This is a genomic window from Novosphingobium sp. FW305-C-30-35, from assembly GCF_058783135.1.
The window spans coordinates 1,798,134-1,813,181 of the sequence record NZ_JBYSYJ010000001.1 but is presented as its reverse complement, the minus strand read 5'-3'; the positions used below and the strand labels follow the sequence as shown (position 1 = coordinate 1,813,181).

The following is a 15,048-nucleotide window of genomic DNA, read 5'->3' as shown; positions in this document are numbered from 1 at the left end:
AAGGGGGCATGTCAGTCCCCCGCCTCCTTAAATCCGCCAGCTTGGCCACGCCGCTCGCTGCATTGCTCGTCAGCGGCTGCGTTCCGCCACCCAGCGCGACAGTTGCTCCACCTCGAACGGCGCCGCTGGCGGCTGCGGCAGACGGTATCCCGGTGGACAGCGCGGGCCTCGTGTCCGCTGCAGATCCGCGCGCTGCCGAAGCTGGCGTGCAGATGCTCCGCCTTGGTGGCAGCGCAACCGACGCTGCCATAGCCACCATGCTGGCGCTGACCGTGGTAGAACCGCAGAGTTCCGGCATCGGTGGCGGCGGCTTCCTCGTGCTGGGCGATGCTGCAGGGCAGGTCGAGACGATCGATGGCCGCGAAACGGCTCCGAAGGCGGCGACTCCTCAGTGGTTCTATGCCGATGGCAAGCCGCTGGCTTACCGCGACGCAATACCGGGTGGTCGCAGCGTCGGCGTGCCGGGGAACTTGCGACTCGCCGCGCTGGCGCATAACGGCAAAGGCAGGCTGTCGTGGCGAACACTGTTCCAGCCGGCGATCCGCCTGGCCCGCGAAGGGTTTGAGATCACGCCGCGCCTGCGGACCATCCTGGCTGCGGCCAGCCGCACGGGCGCGCTCGATCCGGAGGCAAGTGCCTTGTACTATGGCTCGGACGGGCAGCCGCTCGCGGTCGGCACACTTGTGCGCAACCCTGCGCTGGCCGCCACACTCGAAACGGTTGCAGCACGCGGTGCCGACAGCTTCTATGCAGGCGAGAACGCCACCCTGATTGCGTCCAAGGTGGGCACGGCGCCGCGCAATCCATCACCGATGACGACAGCCGACATCGCTGGATACAGGGCCATCGCCCGGCCGCCTGTCTGCGGCCAGTATCGCGTCTGGCGCATCTGCGGAATGGGGCCGCCTTCCTCGGGCGCGACCACCGTTTTCGCCATCCTGAAGCAGCTCGAACGCTTCGACATGAAGGCGCTCGGGCCAGCCAACCCGGTTTCATGGCACCTGATCGCGGAGTCGCAGCGCCTCGCCTATGCTGACCGCGACCAGTATCTGGCCGACAGCGATTTCGTTTCGGTCCCGGTCTCAGGGCTGACCGATCCTGCCTATCTCGCCTCGCGCTCGGCCCTGATTTCCGAAACCACATCGCTCGGACTCGTGACGCCGGGCACCCCGCCGGGAGCCAGGTTGGCCTTCGCCAAGGCCGATCCGCAGGAAGAGAACGGCACGACGCACTTCGTGGCGGTCGATCGCTGGGGCAATGCCGCAAGCTATACATCGACCATCGAAGGTCCGTTCGGGTCGGGTCTGATGGTGGGCGGCTATTATCTCAACAACGAGCTGACCGATTTCAACATCGTGCCGGACAAGGACGGCAAGCCGACCGCCAATCGCATTGAGGCGGGAAAGCGACCGCGCAGTTCGATGTCGCCGACGCTGATCTATGGGCCGGACGGCAAATTGCGCCTTACCATCGGCGCGGCCGGTGGCGTGACGATCCCCGCGCAAGTGGCCAAGGCGATCATTGGCGTGCTCGACTGGAACCTCTCGGCCCGCGACGCGATTGCGCTGCCGGTGATCTTTGCGCCGGGCGGCGACATGGTCTTCGTCGAGAAGGGCACGAGCCTTGAAGCGATGATCCCGACCTTGCAGCAGCTTGGCCATGCGCAAGTTCTGGCGCGGCCACCGTCTTTCAAGGCCAATGCCATAGAGCGCGTTGGCGACCGTTGGCGGGGCGCAGCTGATCCCCGCAGCGAGGGCGCGGCCGTCGCCCCTTGAGCGGCTTGATGCGGGCGTTCGTGACCATTGGGGAACAGACTGGCGTGCGCGGTTGCCGTGACGGAACGAGGCCACTAGGTTCCCGTTAACCGGCAGGCGGTGATTGCTCCGCCATGCCATAAGGGGCGAGGGTCAAGACGTGCTGCTTTCCGATTTCGCAGGGTTTCCCAATCTCGTTTCGATGTTCCTCGACCGTGCGGCAAAGCGCGGGGACGGTCCGTTTCTGTGGGCCAAGAGCAAGGGCAATTGGAACTCGCTGAGTTGGACTGAAGCGACGCGGCAGGTCTGTGTCCTGGCGGAGGCGCTGCGCGGGCTCGGGCTCAATCCGGGCGATCGGGTGGCGCTGGTATCGGAGAACCGCCCGGAATGGTGCATCGCCGATCATGCGATCATGGCGGCAGGCCTTGTCACCGTGCCGACCTACATCACCAATACCGAGCGTGATCACCTGCACATCCTCGAGAATTCCGGTGCGCGGGCCGTGATTGTCTCGACCGCGAAGCTTTCGCAGCCGCTGTTGCCGGCGGCTCTTTCCGCGCCTTGCGTCGAGCATGTGATCGGGATGGAACCGCTACGCCAGATGCAGGCCGGCAAACTGGCATTCCACGAGTGGCAGTCGATGACCAGCGGCGATGGAACAGCGGCGCGGGCGGCCGTGGACGAGCGGCTCAGGACCATGGGCCGCGATGACCTGGCCTGCATCATCTACACCAGCGGCACCGGTGGTTCCCCGCGCGGCGTGCGCCTGCATCACGGTTCGATCCTGTGCAATGTCGAGGGTGCGGCGGAGATTCTCGCCAACGATTTCGGTTGGGGGGAGGAAGTGTTTCTCTCGTTCCTGCCGCTGAGCCACGCCTACGAGCATACCGGCGGCCAGTACCTGCCGATCGGCATGGGTGCCCAGATCTACTATTCCGAAGGCCTCGAAAAGCTCGCCTCGAACATCGAGGAAGTTCGCCCGACGATAATGGTGGTGGTGCCGCGCCTGTTCGAAGTGCTGCGCACGCGGATCATGAAGCAGGTGGAGAAGCAGGGGAAGGTGGCGAACTACCTGATGGACCGCGCCCTTTCCATCGGCGGACGCAAGGCGGCCGGCAAGGGGCGGATCATCGATGCTCCGATGAACCTGATCCTGGAGCGAACCCTGCGCCCGAAGATCCGCGCGCGCTTTGGCGGGCGGATGAAGGCGATGGTTTCGGGCGGCGCGCCGCTCAACCCTGACGTCGGCGTGTTTTTCGATGCCATGGGGCTGACCATGCTGCAGGGCTACGGCCAGACCGAAGCGGGGCCGGTGATCTCGTGCAATCGGCCAAAGGTCGGCCTGAAGATGGACACCGTCGGCCCGCCGATGAAGGGCGTCGAGGTGAAGATCGCCGAAGACGGCGAGATCCTCGTCAAGGGCGAGCTTGTCATGCACGGCTACTGGCACAACGATGCCGAGACCGCGCGCGCGATACCGCCCGAAGGCCCCAATGCGGGCTGGCTGCACACCGGTGATATCGGCCATCTCGACGATAAGGGCCGCATCGTCATCACCGACCGCAAGAAGGACATGATTGTCAACGACAAGGGCGACAACGTCTCTCCGCAAAAGATCGAGGGCATGTTGACGCTGCAGCCGGAGATCGCGCAGGCGATGGTTTCTGGCGACAAGCGGCCCTACATCGTCGGCCTGGTCGTGCCCGATCCGGAATGGGCGCTGGAGTGGTCCCGCGCGCAGGGCGAACATTTCGACTTCAAGGAATTGCAGGACCTGCCAGCGTTCAGGAATGCGATCCGCGCGGCGGTGGACCGGGTGAACAAGGACCTGTCGGTGATCGAGAAGGTCCGCCAGTTCACCTTTGCCGACGAGGCCTTCAGCATCGACAATGGCGAGATGACGCCGAGCCTCAAGATCCGCCGCCACAAGATCCGGGAGCGCTACGGCGCGCGGGTGGACGCGCTTTACAAGAGCTAGCCGCTTAGCGCCCCGCCATGGCCTTGACCCGCGCGAGATAGGTACGTCCAATCCGCTGGACCGAGCCATCGACCAGCTCGGCGGACCACACGCCAAGGCCATCGTGCTTGAGCCCGGCGATACGGTCGCGCCGAACGATGGTTGAACGGTGCAGGCGGATGAACCGATCGGGATCGAGGCGCGCTTCGAGCCCCGCAATGGTATGAAGCATCATGTAACTGCGCTGTCCCGCGTGGAGCCGGACATAGTCACGCTCCGCATCGATCCGTTCGAGGTCCGACGCGGCGACGCGGATCAGTTCGGAGCGGTGCGGCACCCAGAACTCCTCGATCCACTCGCTCGGCGTCTTTTCCGGTGCCTGAGTCGCTTCGGCTGACGTGCTGCGGCGCGTCTGCGCGCGCTCTACCGCCCGCTCCAGCCGCTCCTGCGCGACAGGTTTGAGCACGTAGTCCACGGCATCGCAATCAAATGCCTCGACCGCAAAATCGTCATGCGCCGTTACGAAAACGACGGCCGGCCGGTTGGCCAGTCCCGCCAGCGCCCGGGCGACGCCGAGCCCATCGACCTCGGGCATGGTCATGTCGAGCAGGACGAGATCGGGATTGAGCGCTTCGATTAGGCGCAGGGCTGCAGCGCCATCGCTGGCCGTCCCCACCACCTGCAACGCCGGTATACGCGCGCACAGGATCTGCATCCGCTCGACAGCCAGCGGTTCGTCGTCAACAATCAGCGTGCGCAACTCAAGTCCCCTCAGCACTCGTTCCGGACGACCGGCATGGTCAGCACCGTTGCATAACCGCCAGCGGGAAGCGGCCCGCTTTCCACGCCGGCTCCATCCTCACCGAAACGGGCAGCAAGCCGGCTTCTGACATTGGCGATGCCGATGCCGGTACCACCATTGGCAAAGCCCTCACCAGGTCCGTCATCCGCCACCGTCAGGATGAGAAAGCCCCCGGCCTCGCGGGCAGTGATGCGGATGGTCACTGGTCGGATGGTGGTCGAGACAGCATACTTGATCGAATTTTCGACCAGCGGCTGCAGGATCATGCCCGGTACGCAGGCGGTCATCAGATCGTCCGGAATGTCGAACTCGCAGCGCAAACGCTCTGGAAAACGCACCGCTTCGATGTCGAGGTAATGGCGCTGCAAGGCGATCTCGTCTTCCAGCGGCATGTCTGCCGTGGGGTCGCCCGCAAGGCTGTGGCGATAGAAACGCGAGATTGACTGGATCATCCGCTCGGCCTGTTCGGTTCGCCCGACCATGACCAAAGCCGACAAGGAATTCAACGTGTTGAACAGGAAGTGCGGGTTCACCTGATAACGCAGCGACCGCAGCTCGGCAGCTTTCGCAGCCCGCGCATATTGCCCTTCGCGATACTCCGCGGCGCGCAGCTGTTCGCCATTGCCGAGCGCAAGATAGAGCGCAGCCCAGGCAATCAGCAGGAAGTAGCGGCCAAGCGCCACATCGGTCAGCTGACGCCAGAGCCCTTCATTCTCCACCGTCTGGCGAATGATGGTGACATGATCGGGACCGCGCAGGTCTTCAGTAACAGTCTCGGACGGGCTTGGCTGCGGCGCGTTTGCCACCTTTTCATCCCCTGCCCTGGCTGATTCCGCTTTCCGCTGCTCAGCAGCTGTCCGGGCTGTGGCGACCTCACGTGCCCGCACGGCCTGTACCTTCTCCAGCGCCAGCTTTCGTGCCGCTTGCGCCCTCCTGAGAGCCTTGTCAGCCTCGCGGCGGGCCGTTTCGCGGATTTTCTCCCTTTCCGCGGCGGACAGCATCGGCGGGACTGGTGGCGCCGGGGGCGCCGCCGAAGCTGCCGAGGCCGGCGGTTCTACTGCGTCGCTGATGCCCTCGACCTCACCGTCCTCGTCGACGGTGTAGACCTTGCCCCCGGTTCGCACTTCCGAGCGTCCATCGGCATATTGGCGGACAAACAGGCCGGGCTGGGAAATGACCATGCTGCCATCGGCGTCCTGCTTGATGCCGAAGTTCTTGAGCGCCTGGATCGTCGCTTCGTCGCCGACCTTGCGCAGCTCGGCAATGTCCTCTGCGCTAAGCAACGGCTCCATCGACGGAGCGGCCTTGGGAGCGGGGGGGATCTCCGGTTGTGGCGGCGGTTCCGGCAAGTCGGGCTCGGGTGGCGCCGGAGGGATGAACCCTTCGTCAAGCACGTCGACCAGGACATTGCCGGCCATGTCGTGGCGGATCTTCACCCCGGGCTTGCCTTGGCCGGTGGTCACGGTGGTCTGGGTCGTCGTCGTCGACTCACCGTTTTCCTGCTGCCCCGGAGTGGTGCTGATCCGTTCGATCATGCGCTTCTCGACCGGAGCAAAGGCCCACTGGTTTACCGCTGCCAGAGCGAGTGCTGCGGGCAGCATGATGACCAGGGCTGCGGCAACGCGCGTGGCAAGGGGGCGCGCATCGAAGCGGCGGAGCAGTGGCCAGCAGGCAACCGTGACGACAATGCCGGCGAAGGTTACCAGCGCACGGCGCCAGAGCAGATCGGTAAAATCACCCAGCTCCACCACCAGCCCGCGGACCGTGATCAGAAGGAAGTAGCACAGCCACAACGCCACGGCCGACAGGATCACCTGCCGGGCCGGAACGCGGGGGATACCGGGATCGATTTGCGACGACGTCATCCCGCCGACCCTAAACGCGAACCGCCCGACACGCCATAACGGCGGTCGGGCGGCATAAGGCGTTCATGGAATTTATCGGGTGCGCCTCTGACATCCGTCAAAGGCTTGCGACACCGGGCCGCTCCCCCGCCCGGCCACCCACGAGAGTACCGTGAACGGGTGGCCGGGCGGGGGAGCGGGCCGGTGCCGTCAAGGAAAGCCCGGATGGGCTTTCCTACCCTCAAACAGGCAACAGGCCTTCGTCCGCGATCTTCTTCTTCCACACCAGCGGTGCGGCCTGGTGAACGTTTTCACCCGAACTGTCGACCGCAACGGTGACCGGCATGTCCTCGACGGTGAATTCGTAGATCGCTTCCATGCCGAGGTCCTCGAACCCGACCACCCTGGCTTCCTTGATCGCGCGCGCGACAAGATAGGCCGCGCCGCCCACAGCCATCAGATAGGCACTCTTGTGGTTGGCGATCGACTTGGTGGCAGCGGGGCCGCGCTCGGCCTTGCCGACGCTTGCCAGCAGGCCGAGGTCGAGCATGGTGTCCGAGAAGCTGTCCATCCGCGTGGCAGTGGTCGGGCCAGCCGGGCCGACGACTTCATCGCGCACCGGATCGACCGGGCCGACATAGTAGATCACGCGGCCCTTGAAATCGACCGGCAGTTCCTCACCCTTGGCCAGCATGTCCTTGATGCGCTTGTGCGCGGCATCGCGACCGGTCAGCATCTTGCCGTTCAGCAGCAGGCGATCGCCCGCCTTCCAGCCTTCGACTTCGGCCTGGGTCAGGGTATCGAGATTGACGCGCTTGGCCGCCGAATCCGGCGCCCAGTGGACCTGGGGCCATTCGTCGAGCTTCGGACGTTCAAGATAGCTCGGACCCGAACCGTCGAGCGTGAAGTGGGCGTGGCGGGTGGCGGCGCAGTTGGGAATCATCGCCACCGGCTTGCCCGCAGCATGGCACGGCGCGTCCATGATCTTGACATCGAGGATCGTCGAAAGACCGCCCAGCCCCTGCGCGCCGATGCCGAGCGCGTTGACCTTGTCGAAGATCTCGATGCGCATGCGCTCGATATCGGTCTGCGGGCCGCGCTCCTTGAGCTGGGCCATGTCGATCGGCTCCATCAGCGCCTTCTTGGCGAGCAGCACGCAATGTTCTGCCGTGCCGCCGATGCCGATGCCGAGCATGCCGGGCGGGCACCAGCCGGCACCCATCTGCGGCAGCATCTCGATCACCCAGTCGACGATGTTCTCGCTCGGGTTCATCATCTTGAACTTCGACTTGTTTTCCGAGCCGCCGCCCTTGGCCGCGACGTCGACCGTGACCTTGTTGCCCTTGACCATCTCGACGTGGAGCACGCAGGGCGTGTTGTCGCGGGTGTTGCGGCGGGTGAAGGCGGGGTCTGCCAGCACCGAGGCGCGCAGCTTGTTGTCGGGGTTGTTGTAGGCGCGGCGCACGCCTTCATCGACCACGTCCTGCAGGCTCATGTCGGATTCGAGGCGGCAGTCCTGCCCCCATTCGATGAAGACGTTGACGATGCCGGTATCCTGGCAGATCGGCCGGTGGCCCTCGGCGCACATGCGGCTGTTGGTGAGGATCTGCGCAATCGCGTCCTTGGCCGCCGGGCCCTGTTCGGCCTTGTAGGCCTCGCCCAGCGCGCGGATGTAGTCCATCGGGTGGAAGTAGCTGATGTACTGCAGAGCGTCTGCGACGCTCTCGATAAGGTCCGCTTCCCGGATCGTGACCATTTCTGCCATGTTGCCGACTCCCTCCAGAGGCCTTGGTTTCGTGGGGCGCATTACGCGGCAATTTGCGACAAGCAAATCCCTTGGAAACAGCAGATCGATAATCTACAGGCACTTGGCAACATTCAGGCTTCCCCGGGTGCGGGTGGAAGCCCCTAGCGAATATGAGGGTTTCGAATGACCGTGGTTGAAGATCGCCCGGCAGCGGATGAAATGCTGGTTGCCCGTCGTGCGATGATCGATAGCCAGCTTCGCGTGAGCGGCGTCAATTCGCCGGCAATCCTCAATGCTTTCAACGCCGTGCCGCGCGAGGACTTCGTCCCTGCGGAACGACGCGCGGTTGCCTACATCGACCGGGCGGTTCCACTCGGGGGTGGTCGCTCGCTCTCCCCGGCGCTGACTTACGGCCAGATGCTCGAAGCGGCGCAGACCGGGCGCGAGGATAACGTCCTCGTGATCTCTCCGAACGGCTACCTCGCGGCCCTGGCCGCGCAGCTTGCCGACAGCGTGACCCGCGCCGAATCGCTGGCGTCGGCTCAGGGCGGGCCGTATTCGCTGATCCTGATCGATGGCGCCGCCGAAGTGCTGCCGGACTCGCTCGCTGACCTGCTGGCCGAGGATGGCCGGATCGTCACCGGCATCGCGGATCGTGGCGTCACCCGCCTCGCCATGGCTCGCAAGGCCTTGGGCAAGGTGGTCGCCACCCCGCTTGCCGAGGCCGATTTCGCCGTTCTGGCAGAGTTTGCCGCACCGAAGACGTGGAGCTTCTGAGCCCCATGGCCACCGGCAAGGCGCTACGCCTCATTCTGGCGGCCAGCGCCGCAAGCCTCGCTGTTACTCCCGCTCTGGCCGATGACCTGCGCGAGGCGTTGACCAGCGCCTACAACACCAATCCCACGCTTCAGGCCGCACGCGCGACGCAGCGGGCGACCGACGAAGGCGTGCCACTGGCCCGCGCCCGCGGCTTGCCAAGCTTGCAGGGGCAGGCCAGCTACACGAAAGTGCTGCGCGCCAACCCCAATTCGTTCCTGATCACGGACTGGTCGAACAGCGTCGACCTGAGCCTCGGGGTGCCAGTCTATTCCGGCGGATCGGTCAAGAATTCGATCCGTGCCGCCAAGACGCGCGTCGAAGCCGGGCAGGAAGACCTCCGCGCCACCGAGTCGGGCGTGTTCTCGCAAGTCGTGGCGGCCTACATGGACGTGATCCGGGATTCCGCGATCGTCGGGCTCAACAAGAGCAACGTCGAGGTTCTGGAAGTGAACCTCAAGGCCACCAGCGACCGCTTCGAGATCGGCGACGTGACCCGCACGGACGTTGCCCAGTCCAACTCGCGCCTCGCTCTCGCCCGTGGCGATCTGCGCACCGCACAGGCCAACCTGATCGCCAGCCGTGAGCGGTATATTCAGGTTGTCGGCAAGGCGCCAACCGATCTGCAGCCTCCGCCGCCGCTGCCCGGCCTTCCTGCCAATCCGGATGATGCCGTCGACTTCGCACTCGAAAACAATCCCGATCTCATGGCCGCGCGCGAGCGGAGCAAGGCCGCTGCCTTTGACGTGAAGGTTGCCGACGCGGCAAAGCTGCCCACGGTATCGCTCTCCACGAACGGCAGCCGTCAGGCCTTCAAGGGGACTTTCCAGGGTTCGAGCCAGACCTTGCAGCAGGCGAACACCACCGCCCAGGCCGGTGTCAGCGTCTCGATTCCGCTCTATCAGGGCGGCGGACCTGCCGCGCAGACCCGTCAGGCGCAGGCGCGTGAAACTGCCACGCTCGAGCAGGAAATCGGCGTCGAGCGCGAGGTCATCGCCACCGTTCGCTCGGCCTACGCTTCCTGGCTTGCCGCCAACGAGATCATCGCGATGAACCAGACCGCAGTCGATGCTGCGGCGCTGAGCCTCGAGGGCGTCCGTGCCGAGAACACCGTCGGCAATCGCACTATCCTCAACATCCTCGATGCCGAGCAGGAACTGCTGCGCGCGCAGGTGCAACTCGTGGCCGCGCGGCGCAATGCCTATGTCGCCGGGTTCAACCTGCTGTCGGCAATGGGCAAGGCCGATGCCAATGACCTCGGCCTCGATGGCGGCGCGCTGTATGATCCGCAGATCAACTATGACCGCGTGAAGGGGCGCTTCTGGGACTGGGACCGCGATCCCAAGCCTGCGGCGGTGTCGACGCGCACCGTTGACACGCCCGCGCAGGATGCGACAATTCCGCAAACGCCGCTTCCTTGAGAGAATCGGTGCAGCAGGGGCATTTGGGGGTAAAAGTTGCGATGCGTCAGGCCGGTGAACCGTCCGTCGAGGAAATCCTCGAATCGATCAAGAAAGTGATCGCGCGCGACAACAAGGCCGAGGCGCAGGCGCGCCTGCAGCCCAAGCCCGCCCCGCGCCCGGACGTGCTCGAACTGACCGACCCTGCCGAGGAGGACGAGGCCGAGCCTGCAGGCGGCCTGATCGCCGACGCGGCAGCCGCCTCGATGCGCGAATCGCTGGCGGCGCTTTCGATGCTGGCGCAGCCGGGTGTTGCGCCACAGATCGTGCGCTCGGGCGAGACCTCGCTCGAAGGGCTGGTGCGCGAACTGCTCAAGCCGATGCTGGCCGAATGGCTCGACAGGAACCTGCCCGCCATGGTCGAAAAGATGGTCGCGGCTGAAATCGCGCGCATCGCGGGTAAGCGCGGGTAATCAGGCGCGGCTGATTTTGCGGTTTGCGCCGTAGGCTTACGGCGCTAATCCGGTTTCCATGAAAACCAACTCGCTGTTGCTGGCGGTCGCTCCGCTTGCTGTCGTCTATGCCGCACCCGCTTCCGCCCAGCAGGGGGCGCCGTTCTCCCCGCAGGATCTGGTGACGCTCAGCCGCCTTGGCGGCACGGCGGTTTCGCCCGACGGCAAGACAGTGGCCTATATCGTCACCACCACCGATCCGGGCAGTTACAAACGCACGCCGACATTGTGGGTGCGCAGTGCCGACGGCAGGGGCCAGCCGCGCCGCGTCGACCCCGGCGGCAGCGCCAGCGATCCTGCCTTCGCCGCCGACGGCGCCCTCTACTACCTTTCAGACCGCAAGGTCGGTGAAGCCGAGACGACGCAGGTCTGGAAAGTGGACGTCGCCTCGGGCGTGACGACCCAGGTCACTGCCTTCAAGGCAGAGGTATCCGGGTTCGAATTGTCTCCCGATGGCAAACGCATCGCCGTGTGGGGCGATATCGCACGCGATTGCCCGACCTTCGGCTGCGACAGCGACGGCAACACCGCCCTCCCAGGACCTGGCACAGGCCGTCATTACAAGGACGGTGCGGGCTTCGTGCGCCACTGGGACGCGTGGGAAACGCCCGGCAACTACAGCCGGGTCTTTGCCTTCGATCTCGGCGCCGATGGCAAGGTCGTCGGCGATGGCAAGGCTGCCGATGGCCCCGTCGGGACGCTCACCGGCGACAGCCCGGGCAAGCCCTTCGGCGGCGGCGAAGACGTCGCCTGGGCCGCGGATTCGCAATCGCTGTTCTTCGTCGCGCGGCAGGCAGACCGCAACGAGCCGACTTCGACCAATCTCGACATCTGGCAATCCAGCCTGGACGGCACGGCCCCCAAGAACCTCACGGAAGCCAACAAGGCCACCGACAACACCCCCGCCCCCTCGCCCGATGGCAAGTGGCTGGCCTATGCCGCAATGGCGCGCCCCGGTTACGAGGCGGACCGTCTGGTCGTCCACCTCATCAACCTGCAGACCGGCGAGAAACGCGAACTGACCGGCGGCTGGGATCGCTCGGTCGCCTCGCTGACGTGGACGCCGGACAGCAAGGCCCTCATCGCGACGGCAGAGGATGTCCTTGATACGCCCGCGTTCCGCATCGATCCGCTAAACGGCAAGGTCACCCGCCTCGTCCTCAACCCTGGCCGCGAAGGGCACATCGGCAATGTCGTGCCCCTCAAGGACGGCCGCCTGGTCTATACCCGCGATTCGATCGATGCTCCGGCCGAACTGTTTATCGGCAAGCCGGGCAAGGCCGGAATGCGGCTGACCGACGTTGCCACTTCGGCGCTGGCCCAGCACGCGCCGGTCGTCACGCAGCGGTTCAGCTTCAAGGGCGCGGATGGCGATACGGTCTGGGGCCAGATCACCAAGCCGAGCTGGATCAAGGGCAGGATGCCGTCGGTCCTGTTCGTCCACGGCGGGCCGCAGGGGTCGTACAACGATAGCTGGTCCAACCGCTGGAATCCGCGCGTCTGGGCGAGCCAGGGTTACGCCATCGTCTCGGTCGATTTCCACGGTTCCACCGGATATGGCCAGGCCTTTACCGACGCCATCAACCGCCAGTGGGGCGGCAAGCCACTGGAAGACCTGCAGAAGGGCTTTGCCGCTGCTATCGCGCTCGATGGGCAGATCGACGGCAACAATGCGTGCGCGGCAGGTGCTTCCTATGGCGGCTATATGATGAACTGGATCGCCGGCGTATGGCCGGACCGCTTCAAGTGCCTCGTGCAGCATGACGGTGTGTTCGATGCCCGCGCCATGGCCTACGAGACCGAAGAGCTGTGGTTCGACGAGTGGGAGCACGGCGGGCACCCCTATTACGAGGCTCCGCAAGAGTTCGAGAAGTGGAACCCGGTCAACCACGTCGCCAAGTGGAAGACGCCGATGCTGGTGATCACGGGCGAGAAGGACTTCCGCATTCCCTATACGCAAGGCCTGGCCGCATTTACGGCGCTGCAGCGTCGCGGCGTCCCTTCCGAACTGCTGGTCTTCCCGGACGAGAACCACTGGGTGCTCAAGCCCAAGAACTCGTTGCAGTGGCACCAGACCTCGTTCAACTGGCTCAACCGCTGGTTGAAAAAGGACGGCAAGGCCGAATGACGCCCGATTCCGCTGAAATTGCTCTGGCTGAAATAGCCCTGGAAAAGCTCGGCGGGTTCAATCCGCAGCGCCACATCCTGCTCTGCGCCGGGCCGGAAAAGGACAAGTGCGCCCCGCGCGACGTAGGAGACGAGGCGTGGAATTACCTCAAGAAGCGCCTTGGCGAGCTGAAGCTCGGCGGGGCGCAAGGGGTGCTGCGCAACAAGGTCGGTTGTCTGCGGGTGTGCATGGTCGGGCCGGTCGCAGTCGTCTATCCCGACAATGTCTGGTACCATTCCTGCACACCGCCCGTGCTGGAGCGGATCATCCAGGAGCATGTGATCGGCGGCGTTCCGGTCGAGGACTACCGGCTCAGGCAGCCCGTTCCATCACCCGCGGAATGAAACCGAGAAGCTCACTGGCAAGATAGCCCAGCGGGCCGATCGCTTCGGCACAACGGCGCCCGGCCTCGCCATGCAGCCAGACGGACCACAAGGCTGCCTGAAGCGGCGCTGCTCCGCGTGCCAGCAGGGCTGCGGCAATTCCCGCCATGACGTCGCCCGATCCGCCAGTGGCCAATCCGACGTTGCCGCCGCTATAGCTGAACAGCTCGCCTGTAGGAGCCGCAACCAGACTGACTGCACCTTTCAGGACGACGACGGACCCGAAGCGTTCGGCACAACGGCGCACGGCGGCGGCGCGGTCCTGCTCGATCGCGTCGGCATCATCGCCGAGCAGCGCGGCAATCTCGCCGATGTGGGGGGTCAGGACAGCCGGTAAGCGTCGCTCGCGCAAGCGCCCTGCATGATCGCAGATCGCCATGAGCGCTGCGGCGTCGAGCACCAGTGGCGTTTCATCCACGGCCTGCATCAGCTTGCCGACCAACGCCGAGGCCTGTTCCGCACAGCTCATCGCGGGGCCTAGAACCAGGCAATCGCTCTTGTCCACTTCTCGTTCCAAACTCGTGCGGGTGGCGTCGATCTCGCCCTTGGGATCGGGTGCCAGCGGCAGGACGGCCACTTCCGGCATCACTATGCCGATCATTATCGCGGTCGATTCGACTGTCGCGATGCGCACCTTGCCCGCACCAGCGCGCAGGGCGGCCTCGGCGGTGAGGCGCACCCCGCCCGGAACCATGGTGCAACCGCCGACAACGAGCACGCGACCGCGCGCGTTCTTGTCGCTTTCCTCGTGCGGCTGCGGCAACGGATGCTGGCGCAACCACGCGCCGTCGAGAGTTCGCGCTTCAGCCACGGGCCGCCACCATGCGGTCGGGCTCGCGGGTCGGTTCAGTACCTTCGCGGACCATCGGCGCGACCATATTGTAATGCTCGAGCACGAGTTCGCCGTCGCCCTTGCCGGAACGGTCAAGCCGGTATTGCGTGATCGCGCAGTTGGCGATGTCGCCGGCCTTGTCGATGGCAAGGATCTCCGCTTCGGAGAGATGCTCGACGATGTAGCGCATGCACAGCACGACAACCTGATGCGCGACGATCATCACGCGCTTGCCGGCGTAGTGCAGCGAGACCGTGTCGAGCAGCGCGCGCAGGCGGAAGATCACGTCGACCCAGCTCTCGCCCCCGGGAGGGCGGTGGTAGAACTTGCCCAGCACGCGGCGGAACTCGGCCTGATCTGGCTGGTAATGGTGGATGCCAAGCGTCGTCAGCCCGTCGAGGATGCCGAACTCCTTTTCCCGCAGGCGTTCGTCGATGCAGATGCGCAAGTCTGGATCACAGCCCCCTGCCTCGCGAAAGACCTCCGCCGTTTGCACGGCGCGGACATAGGGGCTGGCCAGGATGACCTCCGGCCGCGCACCTTCTTCCCCACTGGCGAACCAGTGCCCGAGGGCGCGGGCTTGTTCGCAGCCGAGCGCGGAAAGCGGCACATCGACATCGCGATGGTCGAGCGCAATGCGCAGGTCGCCCGCAGCGTCCGCGGCATCGCGCGCGACGTTGCCTGCGCTCTGGCCGTGACGGATCAGCCACAGCACCTCGGGCCAGCGTTCGTGCGGTTGCGGCAGCGTGCGAAGTCCAGTCATGAAAAGCCAAGCGCGAGGCGCACAGGTTGGTTCCGGAACATTCGCCGCCCTTGAGGGATTGAGCGATCAAC

Annotated in this window: 12 protein-coding genes; 7 read left to right on the top strand and 5 right to left on the bottom strand. The window is 65.2% G+C overall.

Annotated features, from left to right (window positions below):
• Window positions 1-8: 8 nt before the first annotated feature.
• Both ggt and AC3WLM_RS08955 read left to right on the top strand, forming a co-directional pair.
• Window positions 9-1,775: a gamma-glutamyltransferase gene (gene ggt / locus AC3WLM_RS08960; RefSeq protein ID WP_492477163.1), complete on the top strand. Its 1,767-nt coding sequence runs from the start codon at window positions 9-11 to the stop codon at window positions 1,773-1,775.
• A gap of 139 nt (window positions 1,776-1,914) precedes the next feature.
• The gene (locus tag AC3WLM_RS08955) at window positions 1,915-3,732 is read left to right on the top strand and encodes an AMP-dependent synthetase/ligase (protein ID WP_039333081.1); all 1,818 of its coding nucleotides are present in this window, start codon (window positions 1,915-1,917) and stop codon (window positions 3,730-3,732) included.
• A gap of 4 nt (window positions 3,733-3,736) precedes the next feature.
• Here AC3WLM_RS08955 and AC3WLM_RS08950 read toward each other — a convergent pair whose 3' ends face one another.
• From AC3WLM_RS08950 to AC3WLM_RS08940, 3 genes are all read right to left on the bottom strand, one after another.
• Window positions 3,737-4,426: a LytR/AlgR family response regulator transcription factor gene (locus tag AC3WLM_RS08950; RefSeq protein WP_230487868.1), complete on the bottom strand. Its 690-nt coding sequence runs from the start codon at window positions 4,424-4,426 to the stop codon at window positions 3,737-3,739.
• 56 nt (window positions 4,427-4,482) lie between these two features.
• Window positions 4,483-6,378, bottom strand: coding sequence for a histidine kinase (locus AC3WLM_RS08945; protein WP_492477162.1), 1,896 nt, complete (start codon window positions 6,376-6,378; stop codon window positions 4,483-4,485).
• Window positions 6,379-6,598: 220 nt separating this feature from the next.
• Entirely contained in the window at window positions 6,599-8,122 is a 1,524-nt protein-coding gene (locus AC3WLM_RS08940) for a fumarate hydratase (protein WP_369820979.1), read from the bottom strand.
• Window positions 8,123-8,287: 165 nt separating this feature from the next.
• Between AC3WLM_RS08940 and AC3WLM_RS08935 the strand changes: the two genes are divergently transcribed.
• Genes AC3WLM_RS08935 through AC3WLM_RS08915 form a run of 5 tightly spaced genes read left to right on the top strand, consistent with a single transcriptional unit; the run spans window position 8,288 to window position 13,343 of the window.
• Complete coding sequence (locus AC3WLM_RS08935; protein ID WP_492477161.1) at window positions 8,288-8,881, top strand: protein-L-isoaspartate O-methyltransferase family protein; 594 nt, start codon at window positions 8,288-8,290, stop codon at window positions 8,879-8,881.
• Window positions 8,882-8,886: 5 nt separating this feature from the next.
• Complete coding sequence (locus tag AC3WLM_RS08930; RefSeq protein WP_062342365.1) at window positions 8,887-10,341, top strand: TolC family outer membrane protein; 1,455 nt, start codon at window positions 8,887-8,889, stop codon at window positions 10,339-10,341.
• A 41-nt stretch (window positions 10,342-10,382) separates the two neighbouring features.
• Window positions 10,383-10,793: a DUF2497 domain-containing protein gene (locus AC3WLM_RS08925; RefSeq protein WP_039333087.1), complete on the top strand. Its 411-nt coding sequence runs from the start codon at window positions 10,383-10,385 to the stop codon at window positions 10,791-10,793.
• A gap of 58 nt (window positions 10,794-10,851) precedes the next feature.
• On the top strand, window positions 10,852-12,960 hold the full coding sequence (locus AC3WLM_RS08920; protein WP_492477160.1) for a S9 family peptidase: 2,109 nt from the start codon (window positions 10,852-10,854) through the stop codon (window positions 12,958-12,960).
• The gene (locus AC3WLM_RS08915; RefSeq protein ID WP_039333092.1) at window positions 12,957-13,343 is read left to right on the top strand and encodes a (2Fe-2S) ferredoxin domain-containing protein; all 387 of its coding nucleotides are present in this window, start codon (window positions 12,957-12,959) and stop codon (window positions 13,341-13,343) included. The genes AC3WLM_RS08920 and AC3WLM_RS08915 overlap by 4 nt, the downstream gene beginning before the upstream one ends.
• Here AC3WLM_RS08915 and AC3WLM_RS08910 read toward each other — a convergent pair.
• Together AC3WLM_RS08910 and AC3WLM_RS08905 are read right to left on the bottom strand one after the other, a co-directional pair.
• On the bottom strand, window positions 13,312-14,193 hold the full coding sequence (locus AC3WLM_RS08910; protein WP_492477159.1) for an NAD(P)H-hydrate dehydratase: 882 nt from the start codon (window positions 14,191-14,193) through the stop codon (window positions 13,312-13,314). The two genes, AC3WLM_RS08915 and AC3WLM_RS08910, sit on opposite strands and share 32 nt — an antisense overlap.
• Window positions 14,186-14,977: a histidine phosphatase family protein gene (locus AC3WLM_RS08905; protein WP_193827419.1), complete on the bottom strand. Its 792-nt coding sequence runs from the start codon at window positions 14,975-14,977 to the stop codon at window positions 14,186-14,188. The genes AC3WLM_RS08910 and AC3WLM_RS08905 overlap by 8 nt, the downstream gene beginning before the upstream one ends.
• Between the last annotated feature and the right edge of the window lie 71 nt (window positions 14,978-15,048).